We start from the raw sequence: 20975 nt of genomic DNA, 5'->3' as shown, positions 1-20975 counted from the left end.
CCATGAAGATCCACGAACTGCTCGACCGCGACCCGCTGCGCGTCGGCCTCGCCAACAACGGCCAGGCCCGGATCACGGCCGGACAGGACTCGCAGGTCATGCGCGAATTGCGCGCCGAGTTGGAGACCTTCGTCTGCAAGGGGCAGTTCGCGGACGCGCTTGTGCGCATCCTCGAAGGCTACCTCGCCAAGCTCGACGCCTCGCGCCAGGACGCCGTGTGGGTGAGCGGTTTCTTCGGAAGCGGCAAATCCCACCTTCTCAAGATGCTCGCCCATCTGTGGGTGGACACCTTGTTCGACGACGGCCAAACGGCGCGCGGGCTCGTGGGCGACCGGCTACCGTCGGGGGTGCGCCATGCGCTGCGCGAAATCGACACTCGAGCTCGGAGGATCGGTCCCGATCCCGTGGCTGCCGCCGGATCGCTGCTCGGGGGCAACGTCGGCCATGTGCGCCTCTCGGTGCTCTCGATCCTGCTCCGCTCGTGCGGGCTTCCAGAACAGTACCCCCAGGCGCGGTTCTGCTTCTGGCTCCGCGACGAGGGCCTGCTTGACCGGGTCCGCACCAGCGTCGAAGCCCGGGGGCGGACGTGGGAGAGCGAACTGAACAACCTCTATGTCAGCCCGGTGATCGCGAAGGCAGTGATAGAGGCAAGCCCCGGGTTCGCGGCGGATCTGGAGGGCGCGCGCCAGTTGCTCGTCGGGCAGTTCCCGCAGCCGAAAGCCGATATCAGCGACCGGGAGTTTGCCGCGGCGGCCCGGCAGGCGCTTGCACCCGGCGGGGGACGGGTCCCTCTCACCATCGTCGTTCTAGACGAGGTTCAGCAGTACATCAACGAGGATACCGACCGGGCACAGATCGTCACCGACCTGGCCGAGGCGCTTCAGACGCAGTTCGACAGCCGCGTGCTCCTCGTCGCGTCGGGCCAGTCGGCGCTCGCGGGCGGCAATGCGGCGCTCCACTGGCTGAAGGACCGCTTTCGGATCACCGTGCAGCTCGCCGATGCGGAGGTCGAAGTCGTGACGCGCGAGGTGTTGCTCCGGAAGAAGCCCTCCGCCGAGCCCGTCATCCAAGACATGCTCGGGCGTCACGCCGGCGAGGTGGCGCGCCACCTGCAAGGAACCCGGATGGCCGAGCGCGCCGAGGACAAACAGCTCGAGGTGGGCGACTACCCGTTGCTGCGCACGCGCCGCCGGTTCTGGGACGCCTGCTTCCAGACCACCGACCCCTCCGGCACCAGGAGCCAGCTTCGCTCGCAGCTCCGGATTCTGCACGACTCGCTGCGCGGCATCGCCGGGCGGCCGCTAGGCGCGGTGATTCCGGCCAGTGATCTGTTCCGCGCGCTGGCCCAGGATATGGTCGGATCCAGCGTGCTGCTCAACGAGATCAACACCCGCATCCGCAAGCTCGACGACGGCTCAGCGGAGGGCAGGCTGAAGGCCGATCTTTGCGGTGTCGTCTTCCTAATCGGCAAGCTGCCCCGCGAGGAGGGCGCCGATCAGGGCGTGCGCGCCAACGCCACCACCCTGGCCGACCTGCTCTTGGAAGACATCGGCGGCGACTCGGGAACCTTCAGGACCGGTATTGAGCGTACGCTCGATGCGCTCGCCGACGAAGGCGTCCTCATGCGGATGGCCGACGAGTACCGGATCCAGACGCGCGAGGGCACCGAATGGGAGCGTGCGTTCCGGGAGGAGCGCACGCGGTTGTCCGCGAGCGAGGTGGAGATCGCCGCTCGGCGCGATGACCTGCTCCGCGAGGCCGTTCAGAGTGAACTGAAGGGAGTGCGGCTATCTCAGGGAGAAGCCGGCGTGCCGCGCAAACTGAGGCCACATTTCGAAGCCGAGGACCCCGCCAAGCGCGAGGGCAGCGGTAGGAGTGAAACCGCAGCCGCCGTCTGGATCTGGGTGCGGGACGGGTGGTCGTGTTCGGAGGCTGTGGTGAAGGGCGATGCGCGCCGAAAGGGCATGGAGGACGCCACCCTGCACGTCCATCTCGCGAAGCGAAGCGCGGACGAGTTTCGGGCGCACATCACGAGCGCCGAGGCCGCGCGCAAGGTGCTTGCCGCGCGCGGAGTCCCTTCCTCGCGGGAGGGAGAAGAGGCCCGGGAAAGCATGAAGAGCCGGTTTGCCGGGGCCGAAGCCGCGCGGGACCGCATCGTCGAGGAAATCGTCCGCATGGCCCGGGTCTTTCAGGGCGGCGGAGCGGAGGTCTATGGGGAAGGGCTGCGCGCGAAGGCTGCGGCCGGTGCGGAGTTGTCTCTTGCCAGGCTTTTCCCCCGCTTCAACGACGCGGACCATCGGGCATGGGGCAAAGCGCGCAAGCGGATCCGCGAGGGAACGGGCACGCCCTTCGGCGCGGTTGGATGGGAAGGGGCCGTCTCGGACCATCCCGTTGCCCGTGAGGTGGTGCTCAAGGTGGGATCGGGTGAGACTGGATCAAGGGTACGGAGCGCGCTGGAGGCCGCGCCGTACGGTTGGCCGCGCGACGCAATCGACGCGGCGCTCCTGGCGCTGGTAGCGGACGGACACCTGAAGGCCGAGCGGAACGGCCGGCCCGTGCGGGCTGCGGAGATCACGCAACAGTTGACGCCCAGTGTGCGATTTCTGCCCGAGAAGGTGCGGCTGACGACCGCGGAGAGGCTCCATATCCGTCAGCTCTTCCAGGGGCTGGAGCTACGGACACGGAGCGGCGAGGAGGCCGATAGGGCGCCGGCGTTCCTGTCCGAGTGCAGGAAGCTGGCACACGCGGCCGGGGGTGACCGCCCGCTGCCGCCCGTGCCCGACACGCGCTTCCTGGACGATCTCTCCGGGTTGGCCGGGAGTGAACAGTTGGCGGCGCTGCTCGCTGAGCGGGAACGCATCGAGACTTCGTTGACGCGTTGGCAGGATCTCGCCGAGCGGGCTCCAGAGCGCATCGGCGCGTGGGAACTGGCCACCGCCCTTCACCGCCACGCCGATGGCGAGCTCGATGAGGTTGCCGCCGAGGTCGGTCGGCAGCTTGACGCGATCCGGGATCGGCGCACCCTGCTCGGGGACACGGACCATGTCCGGCCTTGCATCACCCGGCTGGCGGACGCGCTGCGCGTGGCGTTGGGCGGACTGCGCGAAGAACTAAGCGCCTCGGTGGACGCGGCGAACGCTCGGCTCGCGGACGACGCGACTTGGTTGAAACTGGGGGCGGACGACCGGGATGAGATCCTGGGGGACACGGGGCTGAAACCGCCACCAGCACTGCAAGTGGGCACGAACGAGGCGCTCCGAAGGGAACTCGACGCACGCGGACTGGCCGCGTGGCGCTCCGAAATCGATGCCGTGGCGACGCGAGAACAGAGGGCGCTTTCGGAAGCGGCGATCCGGATGACGGACGGCGGCGCGTCCGTCAAGCATGTGCGTGTCAGGCGTGGAACGCTGGATGACGCGGAGGCCGTGCGAGCATGGGTTGCCGAACACGAGAGGAAGCTCAACGAAGCGGTCCTCGAAGGTCCGGTGATCGTGGAATGAGCTTCCGTCCATGACCGTCCCTCTGTCCTCCGACCTCCGCGCCCGCTTGGGCAACGTCATCCAGGAGGCGCGCCGCACCGCTGAATCCGGCGCGCGCGCTGCGCTCAAGTCCCTCGCCGTGGACCGCGCCAAGCCCTTCGGGTCCATGTCGCTTACCGAGACCGCCCAGCGCAACGCGCTCCGAAACCGCGGCCGGCAAGCCGGTGACCGGATCGACCGTGCCACCGGTGCGCAGCCGATCGTCCGACTCACGCACGAGGCCGCCTACGAGCACTGGCACCGAATGCTCTTCGCGCGCTTCCTGGCCGAGAACGACCTACTCATCGCGCCCGAGTACGGGGTGGCGGTCTCGCTCGAGGACCTGCGGGACCTGGCCCGCGAGAGAGGGGGGGACCCTTGGGAGCTGGCGGGCGAATGGGCGCAGGAAATGCTCCCCGAGATCTTCACGGCGGGCGACCCCGCGCTCGAACTCTCCCTCCCGCCGGAGACCCGCCAGGCCCTTGACGAGTTGATCGAATCGCTTCCCGCAGAGGTCTTCACGGCACAGGACTCGCTTGGATGGACCTACCAATACTGGCGCTCCGAAGAGAAGGAGCGCGTCAACGCGAGCAGCGTGAAGATCGGCGCGGACGAACTTCCCGCCGTGACCCAGCTCTTTACCGAGCGCTATATGGTGCTGTTCCTGCTGCACAACACCGTGGGCGCATGGTGGGCGGGCAAGGTGCTCGCCGCCGACCCCGCGCTCGGAGGCTCGGCACCGGGCGAGGCCGCGCTGCGCAGGCGGATGCGGCTCGGGAGTGGTGGCGGATACGAGTTTCACTACCTGCGCTTCGTGCGGACGAGAGCGGAGGCGGACGAAGGCGACGAGCGGACCGGTCCCTGGCGTCCGGCGGCGGGATCGTTCCCGGATTGGCCCAGGGGGGCTCGCGACCTTCGGATCCTCGATCCGTGCTGCGGGAGCGGGCATTTCCTGGTCGAGGCGTTCGAGCTTCTGGTGCGGCTGCGCATGGAGGAGGAGGAGCTTGCCGTATCCGCTGCCGTCCAAGCCGTCCTGTCCGAAAACATCTTCGGCCTTGAGCTCGACCCGCGCTGCTCCCAGATCGCGGCCTTCAATCTGGCGCTGGCGGCATGGCGCATGGCGGGCGAGCGAATCGAACTTCCCCGCCTGAACGTCGCGTGCTGCGGGATCGCGCCCGAGGGGAGCGAGGCCGGTTGGGTGCGCCTCGCGGGCGAACTGGAGGGGATGACCGGGTTGGCGGAAGATCCCGACCTGTTCGGCGCGGAACCGTCACTCGCGCGCGGACCGCTACAGGTGGGGATGGCCCGTTTGCATCGCCTCTTCCACCAGGCACGCGAGTTGGGATCGCTGATCGATCCGGAGGCCATCGGGGCCGATCTTCTCAGCGCTGGCTACGATGACCTCAAGAGGCTTCTCGACGCAGCGATCGGGCGCGAACGGAGAGGCGCAGGGCGCGACGAACGGGTGGTCGCGGCGGCGGGAATGGCGCGCGCTGCGGAGATCCTGACTGGGCGCTACACGCTGGTGGTGACCAACGTGCCGTTCCTGGCGCGGGGGAAGCAGGGCAACCGGCTGCGCGAGTTCGCCGAAACCCACCACGGCGACGCGAAGGGCGACATTGCAACGGTGTTCGCATCGCGGATCTTCCGGTGGCTGGGCGATCACGGGACGCAAGCGCTGGTGACGCCTCAGAACTGGCTCTTCCTGACCACCTACCGGAGGCTGAGGGAGCGGCTGCTCAAGGAACAGACCTGGAATGTGGTGGCGCGGTTGGGGGAGCACGCGTTCGAGGACACGCAGGCGGCGGGGGCGTTCGCCGCGCTGGTCGTGCTGTCGGCAGGGGAAGCGGAGCCGGATTGGGAGATGGCGGGGGTGGACGTGTCGTCGCCCCGGGGTCAGCCGCCGATTCGGGCCGCGGAAAAGGCAAGGCTGTTGGAGCGTGGGTCGGACGTGCTCGAGTCGGTTCAAGCCGATCAGCTGGAGAATCCGGATGCGGTCGTCCTGATGCGGCCGGTGGGCAAGGGGAAGTTGCTACGAGACTTGGCAGGTGGTTGGCAGGGAATTGCGACCAGCGACTACCCCAGATTTGGTCGGTGCCATTGGGAACCCGCGTGGCCGAGCGGTCCTGAATGGCGACTGCAACAGACGAGCCCACACGCGTCTCAGCACTTTGCCGGTCGCACCCAAACCATCCTTTGGGAAGACGGAAGTGGTCAGATTACGGAAGTCTGCCAAGCTGGTGCCACTTTCAGGGGAAGGGAAGCTTGGAGTCGGCAGGGTGTCGCCGCAGGCCAGATCGGCGCTATTCCTGTCTCGATCTTCCTAGGCCAAGCATTCGACAACAATACCGCAGTCCTGACGCCCAACTGCGACGAGCACCTCCCCGCCGTCTGGGCCTTCTGTTCATCCCCCGAATACGCTACCGCGGTACGCGAATTCGACCAGAAGTCTGAACGTCACCAACGCGGCCCTCGTCAAAGTCCCCTTCGACCTCGACCACTGGACCAAAGTCGCCGCCGAGCGGTATCCCAACGGCCTCTCCGAACCCTACTCCGACGATCCCACCCAGTGGATCTTCCACGGCGACCCCTGCCGGAGCGTCGTCTGGGACGAGGACGCCAAGCTCACCGCGCACGGGTCCGTCCGCTTCGACCACACCGTGCTTCAGATCGCCGTCGCTCGCCTCCTCGGTTACCGGTGGCCCGCCGAGCTCGATCCGTCCATGCGCCTCGCCCCCGAACAGCGCGCCGTCGTGGAGGGTTGCACCACCTACGACGATCTCGTCGACGAAGACGGCATCGCCTGCCTCTCCCCGGCCCGCGGCGAGGTCAGCGCCGTCGACCGACTACGCACGCTTCTCATTCGCTCTTACGGCGACGAGTGGTCCGGAGCCACCGAACGCAGGCTGCTCGCAGCCACCAACCCGAATGGTCGTGTTCCCAGGTCGCTCGAAATCTGGCTTCGCGACAAGTTCTTCGCCGAGCACTGCAAGCTGTTCCATAACCGCCCCTTCATCTGGCACATCTGGGACGGGCGCCTGGACGGATTCCATGCCCTCGTCAACTATCATCGGCTTGCGGGTCCCGACGGGCAGGGCAGACGCACCCTCGAATCGCTCGCCTACGCCTACCTGAACGACTGGATCGGGCTCCAGCGGGCTGAACAGCGCGACGGCGTGGCCGGGTCCGACGACCGCCTCGCACACGCCATGGACCTCCAGCAACAGTTGGAGCGGATCCTCGAAGGCGAGCTCCCCTTCGACCTCTTCGTTCGCTGGAAACCGCTCCATGACCAAGCCATCGGCTGGGCGCCGGACCTCGATGACGGAGTGCGCCTGAACATCCGTCCCTTCATGCGCGCCGAGCTACGCAAGGGCGGACGCGCCGGGGCCGGGATTCTGCGTGTCAGGCCAACCGTCAGGTGGGGTAAGGACCGCGGGAAGGAGCCGGAGGAGCCCCGACCACCCGAGGAGTTTCCGTGGTTCTGGGGATGCCCGGGCGGCGGAAGCGCAGAAGCGCGGACGGACTTCGAGGTGTCGGAGGATGCGAGTTTCGATGGGAATCGGTGGAATGACCTGCACTACACGCGGGAGGCGAAGGAGGCGGCGCGGAGGCGGCGAACAGGCGACGAAAGGTCCGGGCGACAGTGACGGCTCCCTTCCTTGCAGACTCCGAGCTGCGGACGATCATCTCGCGCGGCGAGGGTCAGTTCGTCGAGTTCAAGTCGGCTTGGGATCGCGGTTCGAGCTTGCCCAAGCGGCTGCGGCGCCGGGCGCTGCGGGACAAGATCGCCGATGTCGTCGCGGCCTTCGCCAACGCCGACGGCGGCCTGTTGCTGGTGGGCGTCAACGATGACGGTTCCGTGAGCGGCCACGGCTATTCGGAGCGCGACGTGGCAGCATTCTTCGAGGTGCCGAGCCGCCGGCTGACTCCGGCCCCGGATTGCCGGACGGCGCGCTTCACCCTTGACGGGCACGAGATCCTGGCGTTCCAGGTGCCCATCTCCCCGGAGGCCGTGATGATCGGCGGCAACGGGTTTCCCTACCGCGTCGGGAGCCTGATCGTCCGCGAGCCGCAGGAGGTGATCAACGAACGGAAGCAGGCGTACCGGCACATCGGGTACGAGCAGCGGTTCTGCCCGGGAGCCACCCTCGACGACCTGAACCTGGACCTCGCCGAGTCCTTTCTGCGGGATACTCCGGTCGGCGGTCGTCCCGTGCGGGAGGCGCTCCGGTACTACGGCCTGATCGAGCCGGACGGCTTGGACTGGCGGGTCACCAACGCCGCCCTCCTCCTTTTCGCCCATCGTCCGGCGCTGCGCTGGCATCCGCGCGCGGGTCTGCGGGTGTTCCGGGTCGCCGGAACCCGGATCGAATACGGTCCGCAGAGAAACGTGGCTCAGATCGGGCGCGCCGATCCTCCACTGGCCAGCGCCATTGTGGAAGTCAGGGAATTGGCGCGAAGCCAGATCCAGAGGTCCGAACGGCTGCGCGGCCTGTTCTTCGAGGACATCCCGGAGTATCCCGAGTTCGCCTGGCAGGAGGCGCTCGTCAACGCCGTGGCGCACCGCGACTACGAGGTCCGGGGGCGCGAGAGCGAGGTCTGGTTCTTCGATGACCGCCTGGAGGTTTCGAGCCCCGGTGAACTGCTGCCGCCCGTGACCGTCGAAGCTCTGCGGGAAGGCCGAGCCGCCCACGTCACCCGGAACCCCATGCTCGTTCGGGTGCTCGCGGACGCGGAGATCATGCGCGACGAGGGGGAGGGCGTCGCACGAGTGTTCCGGGAGATGGCTGTCAGCCTGCTGCGGGAACCCGAGATCGAATCGGCCAACGGGTTGTTCCGGATGACGCTGTTCAACGAGCCCGTGTCCGGGAAGATGCGGCCCGGTTGGAGCCACCTTCTGAGCACCCTCCCGATCTCGGACGGTCAACGCAGGATGCTGCTGACCCGCCCGACCGGCTTCACCGGGCAGGACTATCAGCGGGTGAACGGGACGGGTGAAGATGAGGCCATGCGCCGCGTCCGGGATCTCCGCGCCAAGGGCATCGCCGAACGCCAACCCGATGCGAAGGGTGCGGTGCCCACCTATTCCGTCGTGTCCGCGCTCGAAGCGGATGCCCGGTTTCTGGAGGCCCGCATTCCTGGGTTGCGCGCCTACTTCGACCGCGAGTCCGCGCTCAGGAACGCCGACTACCGGGCACTGTTCGAGATCGACCGCCACGGGGCCTTGCGCGAATTGCGCCGGCTCGTGGCGCTCAAGGTGCTGGCGGCGAAGGGCACGGGGCGTGGCACCCGCTACGTGCTCGCCATCCCTCCCGAATGAGTCAACGGGGGATTGCGCGACGGGACGCAAGGGGGATTGCGCAGTAGTACCAGCCAATGTGCGCGCGGTGTAAAGTCATGCGCTGTCGAGCGCTTCAATGGATATGCGCGCCACCGCCCCCTGATATGCGCGCCGAGTGCCGGGGGTTCGCACCGGCACCGCCAACCGTTCGCCCCTCGTTGGGAGAAACACTAATCTACAGCCCATGACCGCACTCGACCTCCTCGCCGCTGCCATCCGCGCCAAGGCGGGCGTGTCCGGCAGCATGGTGCCTCCCGCCGCCATCCTGTGGACGGACGCCAGCCGGGACTGGCGCCGACTCCTCCCCGCCGCACGTTCGCGCATCCCGGAGCTGCTCGTGCTCGGCGACTACCACCCGGATGACCGCACCGGCCCCGCCATCTGGCTGCGCTGCGTGATCGACGGAACGATCAAGCTCCCGGACGTTACCGGCGACGGGCCTCCGGTCGTCTACCTGCCGGGGATCGAACGGGGACAGCTTCGCGCGGGCGAGGACTGTCCCGAACATCTCCGGCCCCTCGTCGAACTCCTGTACCGGGGCGTGCCTTGGCATCACCCCAACGGACGCGACTGGAGCGTGCGTGCGTTTCTCACGCTTCGCGCCGACGGGGTTCCCGCAGGCCCCGGCCTCGACATCGCGGGCGACTCGGAGACGCGCGAGGCACTGCTGCGCGCCATCGGCGAGGTCGCGCAGACGCCCTTGGACGAGTTGCGGGGGCGCCGCCTCGACGCCAACACGTTCAACCGGATTGCCGGCGTCGAGATCGAGCGCGACATCCTGCGCTGGCTGGGCGATCCGGCGGCGAGCCGCGAAACGATGGAGGATGCGCGCTGGGACGCCTTCCGCGACCAGGCACGCCGCGTGCTCCGGTTCGACCCGGAGGCCGGGTCCGACGTGGAGGCCGGTGCGAAGCTCGCCCGGGGCAAGGGAAGGTGGAGGGATGTGTGGTCGCGCTTCTGTGAGGCTCCAGAGTCGTTCCAAGGTGTTGCGGAGGTGCTCCGTAGAAGCCGGCCGCACGGCGAACTCGTGCTCGAAGGCCGCGACCGCTGGCCGGATCTCAATGATGAGGACGAGATGTCCGTGCGTACGGCGCTCGGCGGATTGCCGGGTCTCTCGCAACCCGCCGCCTGCACGGAGATCGCGCGGCTTGAAGCGGAGCACGGCCAGCGGCGCGAATGGGTGTGGGCGAAGATGGGAAGCTCGCCTCTTGCGGAAGTGCTCCGTCCGCTCGCCCGCCTCACCGAAGCCACTGGCAAGTCGGTGGGCGGCGCTGCCCCGGGTGACATCGCGCGGGTTTACGCCGAGCGGGGTTGGCAGGCCGACCGGAGCGCCCGCGAAGCACTCGCGCTCGCCAGCCCCGAGCACGAGGAGTTGGTCGCCGCCGCGGTTCGCCACTTGGCGAAGCCATGGCTGGACGAATCGGCCCGGGCCTTCCAGGCGGCGGTCAGGGATCACCCGCTTCCGTCCGTCCGCAGCGGATCGGTCAAGGAAACCCCCTCGACCGCGTACAAGGCGACCCACCCCACCGTCGCTGCCGCTCCCATGTCGCCCGTTGCAGCCACCGAACAGGAGTGCCTGCTCTTCGTCGATGGTCTCCGTTACGAGCTCGGCCGCTGTCTCGTCGAACGTCTCCGGGAACACGGCCTGACGGCCACGGTCCGCTCCCGCTGGGCCGCCATCCCGACCGTGACCGCCACCGCCAAACCCGCAGTCACCCCGGTCGCGGACCGGATCGCCGGCGACCGCTTGGGTGCCGACTTCCGGCCGGTCGAGCGTGGATCGGGCCGCCCCGCATCCGCCGGCACGCTGCGAGAGGCCATGAGAGAGCGCGGCTACGAGATCGTTGGCGACGATGCCCTGGATCTCGGCCCTCTGCCCGGTGCCCGCGGCTGGCGCGAGACCGGCCGGATCGACCACCACGGTCACCATCACGAAGCGGCCGGGTTCGCACGACTGGTCGAGGACGAACTCGACCGGCTCGTGCGCCGCGTCCTCGAACTCATCGAAGCCGGATGGACATCCGTCCGCATCGTCACCGATCACGGCTGGCTGCTCCTGCCGGGCGGACTCCCCGTGGTCAAGCTGCCGGGGCACCTGACCGAGTCCAAGTGGGCCAGGGCGGCGGTGCTCGCGGGAGAAGCCAAGCCCGACGCTCCGCTGCACCCGTGGCACTGGAACCCGGACGAGCGCTTCGCATCACCTCCCGGCATCGCCTGTTTCAGCAAACGGCCCGAGTACGCGCACGGGGGCCTGAGTGTGCAGGAGTGCCTGATCCCGGATATCCGCATCAATGCCAAGTCGGGGGACGGGGGAATGGCGCATGTTGGGCTCCCCCGCACGGTCATCCGATCGGTCTCTTGGCTACGGGTGCGGTGCAATGTGATGGTGGGAAGCCCCGGAGAGGGTGCCACGGCCGACCTTCGCCTCGGAAGCCCCTCGGGAGAGTCCGTCGCATCCAGCCCGAAGGCCATTGACGCGGACGGATGCGCCAGCCTGATCCTGCGCGACGAGGATCACGAGGACGCCGCGCTGGTTCTCGTTGTCATTGCCTCCGATGGACGCGTCCTCGCACACCGCATGACCCGAAGGGGAGACCCTCCCGCATGACCGAGCCCACCGAAGCCATCTGCGCCGCCGACTTTCGGCTTGACGACCTTGACCACGCGGCCAATGAGGCTTTCCCCGGTTACCTGGTCCGCAAGGACCTCGTGCGCCAGTACGCACGGCAGTATCCCGTTCCGACGTACGTCGTCGAGTTCCTGCTGGGGCGATACTGCGCGAGCGTGGAACCGGCCGAGATCGCCGAGGGGCTCGATATCGTGAAGCACCAGCTGGAGGGCCGCACGGTGCGTCCCGCCGAACGCGAGATCTTCAAGTCCCGCGCCCGCGAACAGGGTTCGGTGCGACTGATCGACATCGTGCGCGCGCGCCTGGACGCCAAGAACGACTGCTATCTGGCGGAACTGCCGAGCCTGGGCCTCCGGGACGTGCGGATCGGCACCGCGTTCGTCGTCGAGAACCAGCGCATCCTCGCCGACGGCTTCTACGCTGAGGTCACACTGGAATACGACCCGGTCATCGCGCAGGAGAAACAGGGTCGCCCCTTCAGCATCGCCGCCATGCGCCCAATCCAGATGTCGAGTCCGTCGGTGCTCGATGTGCTGGCCAAGGGCCGGCGGAACTTCGGCACCGAAGAATGGAAGCGCCTTCTGCTTCGCTCGACCGGACTCGAACCGGACGCTCTTGACCAACGTGCGAGGCAGGTCGCCATCCTGCGGCTGATCCCCTTCGTGGAACGCAACTACAACCTCGTCGAACTCGGACCGCGCGGCACCGGCAAGAGCCACGTCTACCAGCAGTTGTCTCCGTTCTCGCACCTGCTCTCCGGCGGCAAGGCCACGGTCGCCAAGATGTTCGTGAACATGGCGAACGGGCAGCGCGGTCTCGTCTGCCAGTACGACGTGGTCTGTTTCGACGAGGTGGCGGGAGTCTCGTTCGACCAGAAGGACGGCGTCAACATCATGAAGGGCTACATGGCGTCGGGTGAGTTCAGCCGAGGCAAGGAGAGCATCCGCGCCGAGGGGTCGCTGGTTCTCGTCGGCAACTTCGACGTGTCCGTCGAGCAGCAGCAGCGGATCGGGCACCTCCTCAGCCCGCTACCGACGCAGATGCGCAACGACACCGCCTTCCACGACCGCATCCACGGCTACGCACCCGGCTGGGATTTCCCCAAGCTCAATCCCGCCGAGCATCTCACCGATCATTTCGGGCTTGTCAACGACTTCCTGAGCGCCTGCTGGACGAAGCTGCGCGACACGACCCGGCTCCCGATCCTCCAGAACCGCGTCTTCTGGGGCGGGGCGCTTTCGGGCCGCGATATCGAGGCCGTGCACAAGACGATATCCGGCCTTCTCAAGCTGCTCTTCCCCGATCCCGAGATGGAGGTCGAGGACGACGATCTGGAGTGGATGGTCCGGCTCGCGCTCGAATCGCGGCGGCGAGTCAAGGAACAACAGAAGCGCTGCCTCAAGGCCGAATTCCGCAGCACCCATTTCTCCTACACGCTCGGGGTCGACGGTACGGAGAGCTTCGTGGCTACCCCGGAGCTGCGTAGCGACGAGGCGATCGACAGCGATCCGCTACCGCCGGGTCAGGTCTGGGCGATCGGACCGGGCTCGGAGGGGAGCGGGCCGGGGCTCTACCGCATCGAGGTGGTCGTGGGAAGGGGAGCCGGTGGCGCGAAGATCCTCAATCATCCGGTGCCGCCGGCTTTTCGCGAGAGCGTGAAGGTAGGGGAGCAGAATCTATACACGGCGGGGAGCGCACTGGTGGGAGACCGTGACCCACGCGGCCACCAGTACACGATTCAGATGCAGCCCCGCGACAACGAGCGGTCGGGTGCCGGACTGGGGTTGCCGGTGCTGGCGGCGCTGGTGGGAGGGCTGCTGGAACGCCGGACCCGGGGGGCGACCATCGTCGCCGGACCGCTCAACCTGGGTGGATCGCTGGAGCGCATCCCCGACCCGGTCGCGATCGCCGAGCTCGCCGTGGACAAGCAAGCGACCGTGCTGCTCTTGCCGGTCGGCGCGAGGCGCGAGTTGATGAACTTGCCGGACGATCTCTGGACGAAGGTGAACATCGAATTCTACCGAGACGCGGAGGACGGCGTGTTCAAGGTGCTGGAATGAGCGGTGACCCCGATCAGACTTCTGAGACCACCCGCTTCTCCGACCCTGGCTCCGCGTCGGCCTCTTGCCTGTGCAGCGTGCGGTCATGCGGGCGACCCCAGAGGGTACCAGCGTCATGAAGGCCCCCGGCCCCCCGGCCAGTCGCCCCGCTCCGCTCTTTCCGCAAGGGGGCTCAAGAGTGAGATATTTTCAACGGCCATTGCCGGTCCCCGGTCGTCGGCTGGGGCGGACTGGAGCGGAGCGTGTGGCCAGCAACGGACTGAGAGGGGTGGCCGGCATGCCCAAGATCCGAAGGCCGGAAAACGATGCGGAAGGTGATGGGACGAACCCCAATGGTATGCCCATGAACAAGCGGCTTTATAAGCTCCTAGGGGATCACGGACCTCAGATTGGGGCCGTCGCGGGTCTTCTCGCGATTGCCGGGTCCGGGTGGCTCGGTCTGACCTGGCTCTTTGCGGAGCCCGACCTCTCAGTCGAAGTGAGTTCTTCGGAAGTGCGATTGCCCTCAGCGTTGCATCGTCAGCTCATTGAGGCGCTTGAACCTTATTCGAGTGAGTCGGTGCCCGACTCCATTGTGGATGTATTGCGAGAAACGGCCGCATTCCTTAGGGAGATTCGTCAGTTCACGCAGGTCTCCCTTAGGAACAACACAGACGAATCCCTCGGGAACGTCGAGATCCGCGTTCAGAACGTCGGGGGACTGAGCGGCTGGGGAGTCGCGGGCAACGCGCTTACAGACCTCGAACGACAAGGAGTCCTCGAGAGTGTGTATCACGACGCGATTAGTGAACTTCTTCTGGTTCAAGGCCTGGACCGACTCCCTCCCAATAGCACGATCGAAGTTCTTCTTTGGGCCGAGGCACCTTTCCTGGGATTCTCAGACGGGCGCTCCATTTCTGTGACATTTGATGGAGGAGTGGGTGAGCTTGTCCGCACCGAAGAGGTTTCTGGTCTAAACGCCTTCGTGTACACGAACTCAGCACTGCTATTGCTGATCGGTGGTCTGGTCATCCTGATCATTCTGACTGGTCGGCTGAGGTCGGACCGAGCGTCGGATGGCTAGGTCCCTCCGACGCGTTCGTGAATGGCTCACGAGTGTGCTCGCACGTCGGGTCGCCGCGACTGGCATCGACTTCCTGCTATGGCTCTTGTGCTGCTGGGTGCTGCAGAGCTTGGACGGGCGATTCAGTTGGACTATCACTTACGACGGCGTGTCCATTGGGTTGTGGATGCTCGTCGCAAGCATGGTGGCATGGGACACTTTTTTCGACCGAAGTCCGGGCAAGGCTCTCGCTGGGCTGACGATCAGGTCCGGGGACGCGCCGTTTCCTCGCACCCGGGTATTCCTACGGGCGCTGGTGTTCTGGCTGCTAATGCTAGCCCCTGTCGGGGCCCAGGCCATGGGCTTCTTTATCACCGCGCTTAGCACTTCACATGCCTTAATGCTCCAGTTGGCTGCTCACTGGTCGATCATGCTGCTGGTGCCCCTCACGGTGGCGACCTCCGGGGGGCGGGTCGGAGTGCATGACCTCGCTGCCGGGACGTCTGTAGGGCTCAGGAGGGTCCAGAATCAAGCTTCCGCCCAAAGCTGGACGACGGTCTTTCGGCAATCCGCGGGCTGCCTCGCCGTGATTCTGGCGGCGATCCTGATTGTCGAATGGAAGGGTAATCTCGTGCAGAGGGTGGCCTCTTCATTCGAGGCGAGCGCCGTGAGGTATGCAGGTCTCAGAACTCATGAGGGAGCGCCGCCGGCGGCCCTGTTAGGGCAGTTCCAGGGTGGGGACGCGGATGCGCCTCTTGGCCGGGACGGTGGTCTGGTGCCCAATCCTGCCTTTCGGGTCGAGATAGTTGTGCCACCTCGCGTGGTTTCGAACAGAGCGCTCGCGCGGTCGGTCGCCAGCCGTGTCTTCGAGGAAATGGACCTCGCAAGGTTGGTCAGGCCCGCGAACTACGAGGTGACGTTGGCCGCATACCGACACGTCGGCCTCCTCGGAGTCCGGGAGTACGTCCACTTCCTTCGTAGACTCGACCATGAGTGGTTCACAGACTCGTATCATTACGTACCGTCCGGTACCGCTGAGCCGGGAGCGGTCAGGTGGCGCATTGGGGATTTGTTGTTTGAGTCAACCCCGCACAGCCACCGAGAGCTGAGCACCGCCTTCTACCTTGGGGCCTGGGAGCCTGGGAACCTCCGGCCCACGTTGGAGAGCGTTCCCTACGACGAAGGTGCCTACTGGAATTTGAGTGATGGGTTACAGGCTGCGCTCGATGGCCGACTCTCCGACGACATCGGCACGCTGCGACTTGCGGAATGGTACGTTGAGCTCTTCCCGCTGGACGCTTGGGCGTGGAACGTGCTTGGTCGCATCCGGGAGCGGGAACAGTGGGGTCGAGACGGGCTGTTTCCGCTAAGGCGCGCGGTCTCTCTCAGCCCGCAAAACGTCCATTATCGCCGCAGGTACGCCGAAAGTCTCTTCGTTCGTGAGTATTATCAAATGCTTGTCGAGTTTGTGGACGAGGGCGTGGCGGTAGGAGCCGTCGGCTACGACCAAATCAGACTTGCGGCCGAGGCGCACCTTCAGCTCCTGCAGCTAGCTGAAGCTCGTGCGAAGCTTGAACTCCTCCGAGAGACCTTTCCCGAACTCGTAACGGACGATTCTTTTGTTGAGTCGGTGGAGGCGGTACTACAGGTGCTTGACTCACTACAGGTGCTTGACTCGCTCCCGGATGGATAGTGACGCCCTTCCGGTGCCGCTCACCACCGGCTATGAACCTCGGATGGCCCGCGTGTACCAACGAAATGCCCAGCGTCTCCGGCGAATCATCGGCAACAGGAAGGCACTATACGCCCGACACGGCTGAGGTGCCGGACGAGGCGCTCACCGGAGAACCGGTAGTTTGGGTAATGTCCCTAAACCGACGTGAAGGCTCACCCCGGTCTCGCTGTCGAAGGATCAAATGCCACGGCGAGGGAGCCGGGCCGGACAGAGGCTCGGCTGGCCAGCAGGCGGTCTGATGGACAAGCGGAGGTGGGCGGCCAACCCGAGAACTGAGACGACCGGGAGTCCCGCCAATCAAGCCCGTTTTCCCGCTGGCGCGGCGCGATTCAGTCAGGTACGCGGTCAGCGACAGGAAACGCAGATCGTGCAGTCCCGGTTGGACTTATACGATTCCCTGTCGTGATTCGCTTCACCTGCGGCTTGCTCGGACAACCGCTCCAAGGCGGTCGTCAACTGCCGTTGCAAGTCGGTCATGCAACTCCCTCCTCACTCTATCGAGAGCTTCATGTAAGGCCGTCCGTCCATGGTGAATGCCGGACGGCCCGGAGTGCCGACGGGCAGCAACACGTACCGATCCCCGTTGATCTCGATCAACTCGGTGCCCCATGTCGTCTCGTGCATCACCGCCAAGGTGTCGCGCGCCCGCAAGATCCTGAGCTTGACCTCCGCCAAGGTCTCGATCCGGGAGTCGATGCTCCTCGACAACCAGTGCATCGTCGCCCAGCTGCCGCCGCAGATACCGAGGAAGAGGCTCATGCCGACCACCAGCGGTCGGAGCCACGCCTTCATGAGCAGTTCGCGCATCCGCGCGGTCGCCTCGACCGTATCGGCCTCGATGGAGCGCAGCGCGTCGCTTCTGACGGCGCTCAAGCTCTCGCCAAGCCGCGCGAGCTCGCGCGTGGCCGTCTCCTCGATCTCCTTCCGGTCGGCCTCCAGCCGGCTCCTCAGCCGCGAGGTCAAGTCGCCCGGGCTCGAAGTCTCGTTCATACAGTTCTCCCTTCAGCCGCCAACGCTTCCCGGTGTCGGGATCGCGGGCGGTGATGTAGTCCTTGCCCCGGCGCGGCACCTCCAGCCCCACGTCCTCAAGGGCGGAGACCACGTCGGCGCGGCCCTTGACCGCGCCGTGCTCGACGCGCTGCACCAGGTAGTCGCGGATCAGCGTGCGCGGGTCCGCCTCGTGTTCCAGCCCGGCCCGCAGCTTCGACGCCTCGATGTAGGCCACGTGGCCCGATCGCTGCGCCCTGGCCCGCGCCGGGTCGTCGGGACGGCTCCAGCCGTGCTCGTGGTTGAAGGCGTCGCGAAGCGGGGCATAGGTCTTGTGCCAGCCGGGCGGGGCGATGTTCAGGCTCCGTCCGGTCTGGAGGTCGCACTGCGCGGCGAGGATGTGCGCGTGGACGCCGCCGCCGCGCTCGCGGTGCAGGACGGCCGTCCACGCGTAGCGGTCCGGCTCAAGTCCCGCCCAGGCGGTCTTCTCGAACTCGTCGAGGACGGCTCCGATCTGCTCGCCGGTCGGCCGGTCCTCCGGCGCCCATGCGATCACGGCCGACGTGTACTTGCGCCCGAAGTCGAGGGAGTCGGCCACGGCGGCCACCATGTCCGGGTTCCCGCGCAGCACTTCGACGCCCTCGCGCTCGTGTCCCGCCGCGTCCCGCTCGCCGACGAGATACTCGACCGCCGCGCGGGCCGAGCCCTTCCCGTGGGAGAGGAACTTAACGAGCATCGAAGGCCTCCTCGCCGATGCGTGCCACGGCGAGCAGCGACCGCTCGAACGACACCAAGTGGGCGATCACCGAGACGGCCTCGGCCGTCGAGGCGTGTGTGTTCGCCCAGCGCGCCAGCTGGTTCAGGTTGTTTCCGATGCGCGCGATCTGGCGGGTGCGCTCGCGCTCGACGGCCCGCGCCGATGCGGTCCATGTCCGCGTCCGCGCCATCGCCTCGCGCAGCAGCGCGGACGGCGACACGCCCGCCGCCGCCGCCTTCTCCCGCCAGGCGGCGTGTTCCGCGGGCGTGACCCGGGCGGCGACCATCACGGTGCGATGCTCAGCCACGGTCGCACCGGAGACGGGGTTCGGGGGCCTCGCCCCCGCGCGTCCGCTGCTCCGGCAGGGACGCGACAGGCCGGGGGTTCGAAGGGGGGCGCAGCAACCCCTCGCCAGCCGCGATGTTCAACATCGCGTGTGCTGGCTCACCGGCCTTAGACGCGTCCGACGGGCTGTTCCCCGGCCGCCGCGAAGCGCGCCGGCTCATCGAACCGGGCCGGCCTCTGCCGCCCGGCGGCCGGCCTCGGGGATCCCCCGCGCGGCCTCGCCGCGCTCACCGGCCCGCTCGCCCTCGAACCGGCTCTCGGCGATGCGCTCGCGGACCCATTCGTCCACCTCGGCCTCGATCCACCCCACGGCGCGCCCGCCCAAGGCGACCGGCCGGGGGAAGCGCCCCTCTGCCAGCCGCACGTAGATCGTGCTTCGCGACAGGCCGGTGCGCGCCATCACCTCGGGCAGCCGCAGGAAGCGGGTCGGAGGGTTCGTCCTCCGTTCCATCGTGTTCTCGGTCATCGTCCTGCTCCTCCTCGCTGTTCTCCACGTTCTCGTCGGTCTCCGGTGTCACGGGCGTCGAGGGGGATCGCGTCCACCGCCCGATGTCCCATCGTGCTCCGCGATGAACGCCAGAACCCGGTCCGCCGTCCTCAGCGACGGCGAGCGGCCACCACCGATCTGGCGCATCAGGTTCGGGTCGCCCACCGCCTTCTTGCCGAACGCCGTCGGGTTCGAGCCCGAGCGCCCGAGGAACGCGCTGACGCGCGAAATGAACTGCCCTTCCAGCGTCTCCATGCCTGAACGCTGAAAGACAGTCCGCAAGCGCGTCAACCCCTTAGGAATTCGCTAAACGCTTATGGTGTATCATGTTGTGTCATAGTGGGTCAGACCCGCGGGCGAGCTCCGCCAGCGGCGCCGCGAAGACGCCTCCGTGGCCCGCGGCCAGAGCGATCGTCAAGAGGTGTGGGAATCACTCCCGGAGGGACCGGTTCGGCGCTCAGGCGACGGGTTGGGACTACGCTGCGAAGGGGAGAGGCTGTGATGGCCGGAGACGACGGGCGTATGTCGCTACCCGACGTACTCACTCCAAGCCTGCAAGACTTCGGCACGGCGGGTCAGAAGGTCGGAGCGCTGGTACGCCTGTACGACTCGGCTCTTGGGAACGTGGGCGAGGCAAGCCTCCGCGACCTCCGCCGGGACGCCGGTCTCGGCCATCCACGACCGGGCGCTCGACCGGAATCCGTGCAGCGTCGAGTCCACCCCGGCGATCTGGAGCACCCGCGACACCGTCTTCGGCGCAAGCGTCCGGCCGGTCCGCGACGGGAACACCAGCGGCGACCCGCCCGACAGCTTGCGCGCCTTCCTCAGCACCTCCAGCGCGCCCGTGCTGAGCGGGACGGCAAACTCGCGTCCCGCCTTCATCCTCGACGCCGGAATCGTCCACCTTGCCGCGTCCATGTCGATCTCGTCCCACCGCGCGCCACGCGCCTCGCCGGGACGGACCGCCGTGAGCACCATCAGTTCGACGCACAACGCGGCCGGACTCCCATCCCCCACCCGGCGGATGGCACGAAGGGCCGCCGGGATCTCGCCGTGCGGCAGGGCGCGGTGATGGCCCCCGGCGTTGCCGTTCGGCTTCGGCAACGCCGCAACGGCCCGGTCGACCGGATTGTCCCGGCGGTAGTTGCGGCCGATGCTCCACCGGAACACGGCGGCGATCCGGTGCTTGGCCTTCCGCGCGGCGGTGGGCATCGAGTTCCAGATCGGGCCGAGGCACGCCAGCACGTCCGCGCTCGTGATCCGGTCCACCGGCTTGTCGAGGAGCGGGGCGGCGTGGAGCCGGAACGTCGACTCCCACTGTTGGGGGAGCGGGCTCCCGGCCTTCCACGAGTCGCGATGTAGCCCGATGGTCCGCCGGGCGGCTTCAGCGAAGGTCGGGACGCCGCGCCCGCGCGGGTCCTGGCCTTGGCGGACCATGCGGCTGTTGTCCAGCGCCTTCCGCCGGGCATCGGCGAGCGTGACTTCGGGATACGGGCCAAGTCCGATCGAGGTGAGCCGCCCGTCGATCCGGACGCGCTGCCTCCACGTCTTGGTGATCCGCCCGTTGACCGTGCGGTACACCCGGAGGCTCAGCCCCCGCCCGCCTCGTCCGTCGCCGTAGACGCCGGGTCTACCGACCGTCCGCACGAAGGCGGCGGTGAGCGTCCTGGGTCGCTTCGTCATGCGATCCTTTCTGATGTTGTGTACCATATTCCAAATCACTCTATAGGGAAGAATACACGGGATCACAACGGACGGCAAGGGACGATGAAACCAGACAATACCATCGGAAATGGTTGTCCAATAACGTGTTATGAATGCACTGGTGTACTCCAGTGGACTACACGGGACAACAGATATCTAGTTCCGCCCGAACTCGGCAACCTCGCCAGCCTGGAGAACGCATATCTCGACGATAACAACCTGACCGGTGCGATCCCGCCGGAACTACTGTGGTCATTTGTAAATGACGATATATCAACATGTTACAGTTGACATGGCGATCAATGTATCACTTAAGATATGCAGAGATGAGCTGGATTTCGTTGGATCAAATGGGATCCCGGCGGAG

The 20975-nt window shown here is 67.0% G+C and carries 12 protein-coding genes and 1 pseudogene; 8 read left to right on the top strand and 5 right to left on the bottom strand.

The features are described 5' to 3' along the window. Nucleotides 1-2: 2 nt before the first annotated feature. The 8 genes from brxC (at nucleotide 3) to ACOOGH_RS07505 (ending at nucleotide 16286) form a co-directional block, all read left to right on the top strand. Nucleotides 3-3500 carry a BREX system P-loop protein BrxC gene (gene brxC / locus ACOOGH_RS07540; protein ID WP_420448334.1) on the top strand — a complete coding sequence of 1166 codons (3498 nt, stop codon included), beginning with the start codon at nucleotides 3-5 and terminating at the stop codon, nucleotides 3498-3500. A 10-nt stretch (nucleotides 3501-3510) separates the two neighbouring features. Further along, nucleotides 3511-6522 (top strand): Eco57I restriction-modification methylase domain-containing protein, encoded by a 3012-nt coding sequence (locus ACOOGH_RS07535; protein ID WP_420448333.1) that lies wholly within the window; start codon nucleotides 3511-3513, stop codon nucleotides 6520-6522. 172 nt (nucleotides 6523-6694) lie between these two features. Continuing rightward, nucleotides 6695-7168 (top strand): hypothetical protein, encoded by a 474-nt coding sequence (locus tag ACOOGH_RS07530; RefSeq protein ID WP_420448332.1) that lies wholly within the window; start codon nucleotides 6695-6697, stop codon nucleotides 7166-7168. Then, on the top strand, nucleotides 7165-8841 hold the full coding sequence (locus ACOOGH_RS07525) for an ATP-binding protein (RefSeq protein WP_420448331.1): 1677 nt from the start codon (nucleotides 7165-7167) through the stop codon (nucleotides 8839-8841). The genes ACOOGH_RS07530 and ACOOGH_RS07525 overlap by 4 nt, the downstream gene beginning before the upstream one ends. A 205-nt stretch (nucleotides 8842-9046) precedes the next feature. Then, nucleotides 9047-11470: a BREX-1 system phosphatase PglZ type B gene (pglZ, locus tag ACOOGH_RS07520; RefSeq protein ID WP_420448330.1), complete on the top strand. Its 2424-nt coding sequence runs from the start codon at nucleotides 9047-9049 to the stop codon at nucleotides 11468-11470. Next, nucleotides 11467-13551 carry a BREX system Lon protease-like protein BrxL gene (brxL, locus tag ACOOGH_RS07515; RefSeq protein WP_420448329.1) on the top strand — a complete coding sequence of 695 codons (2085 nt, stop codon included), beginning with the start codon at nucleotides 11467-11469 and terminating at the stop codon, nucleotides 13549-13551. The genes pglZ and brxL overlap by 4 nt, the downstream gene beginning before the upstream one ends. Nucleotides 13552-13828: 277 nt before the next feature. Continuing rightward, nucleotides 13829-14614 carry a hypothetical protein gene (locus tag ACOOGH_RS07510; protein WP_420448328.1) on the top strand — a complete coding sequence of 262 codons (786 nt, stop codon included), beginning with the start codon at nucleotides 13829-13831 and terminating at the stop codon, nucleotides 14612-14614. A 565-nt stretch (nucleotides 14615-15179) separates the two neighbouring features. Continuing rightward, nucleotides 15180-16286, top strand: coding sequence for a hypothetical protein (locus tag ACOOGH_RS07505; protein ID WP_420448327.1), 1107 nt, complete (start codon nucleotides 15180-15182; stop codon nucleotides 16284-16286). A 454-nt stretch (nucleotides 16287-16740) separates the two neighbouring features. Here the strand turns inward: ACOOGH_RS07505 and ACOOGH_RS07500 are convergent, their stop codons facing one another. The 5 genes and pseudogenes from ACOOGH_RS07500 to ACOOGH_RS07480 all read right to left on the bottom strand — a co-directional run bounded on the left by ACOOGH_RS07500 (nucleotide 16741) and on the right by ACOOGH_RS07480 (nucleotide 20587). Continuing rightward, the gene (locus tag ACOOGH_RS07500) at nucleotides 16741-18051 is read right to left on the bottom strand and encodes a relaxase/mobilization nuclease domain-containing protein (RefSeq protein WP_420448326.1); all 1311 of its coding nucleotides are present in this window, start codon (nucleotides 18049-18051) and stop codon (nucleotides 16741-16743) included. After that, complete coding sequence (locus tag ACOOGH_RS07495) at nucleotides 18041-18379, bottom strand: MobC family plasmid mobilization relaxosome protein (protein WP_420448325.1); 339 nt, start codon at nucleotides 18377-18379, stop codon at nucleotides 18041-18043. Before ACOOGH_RS07495 ends, ACOOGH_RS07500 begins: the two co-directional genes overlap by 11 nt. A 288-nt stretch (nucleotides 18380-18667) precedes the next feature. Continuing rightward, nucleotides 18668-18868 (bottom strand): annotated as a pseudogene (locus ACOOGH_RS07490) (helix-turn-helix transcriptional regulator); the annotation flags it as partial. Nucleotides 18869-18931: 63 nt separating this feature from the next. After that, nucleotides 18932-19159, bottom strand: coding sequence for a hypothetical protein (locus ACOOGH_RS07485; protein ID WP_420448324.1), 228 nt, complete (start codon nucleotides 19157-19159; stop codon nucleotides 18932-18934). A 273-nt stretch (nucleotides 19160-19432) separates the two neighbouring features. Next, a complete protein-coding gene (locus ACOOGH_RS07480; protein ID WP_420448323.1) occupies nucleotides 19433-20587 on the bottom strand; it encodes a tyrosine-type recombinase/integrase in 1155 nt (384 codons plus the stop codon). Between the last annotated feature and the right edge of the window lie 388 nt (nucleotides 20588-20975).

Source organism: Candidatus Palauibacter sp., assembly GCF_965213655.1.
In the GTDB taxonomy this organism is placed as follows: domain Bacteria; phylum Gemmatimonadota; class Gemmatimonadetes; order Palauibacterales; family Palauibacteraceae; genus Palauibacter.
Note: the sequence above shows the minus strand (reverse complement) of the source record. Positions and strands in the feature narration are given on the sequence as shown.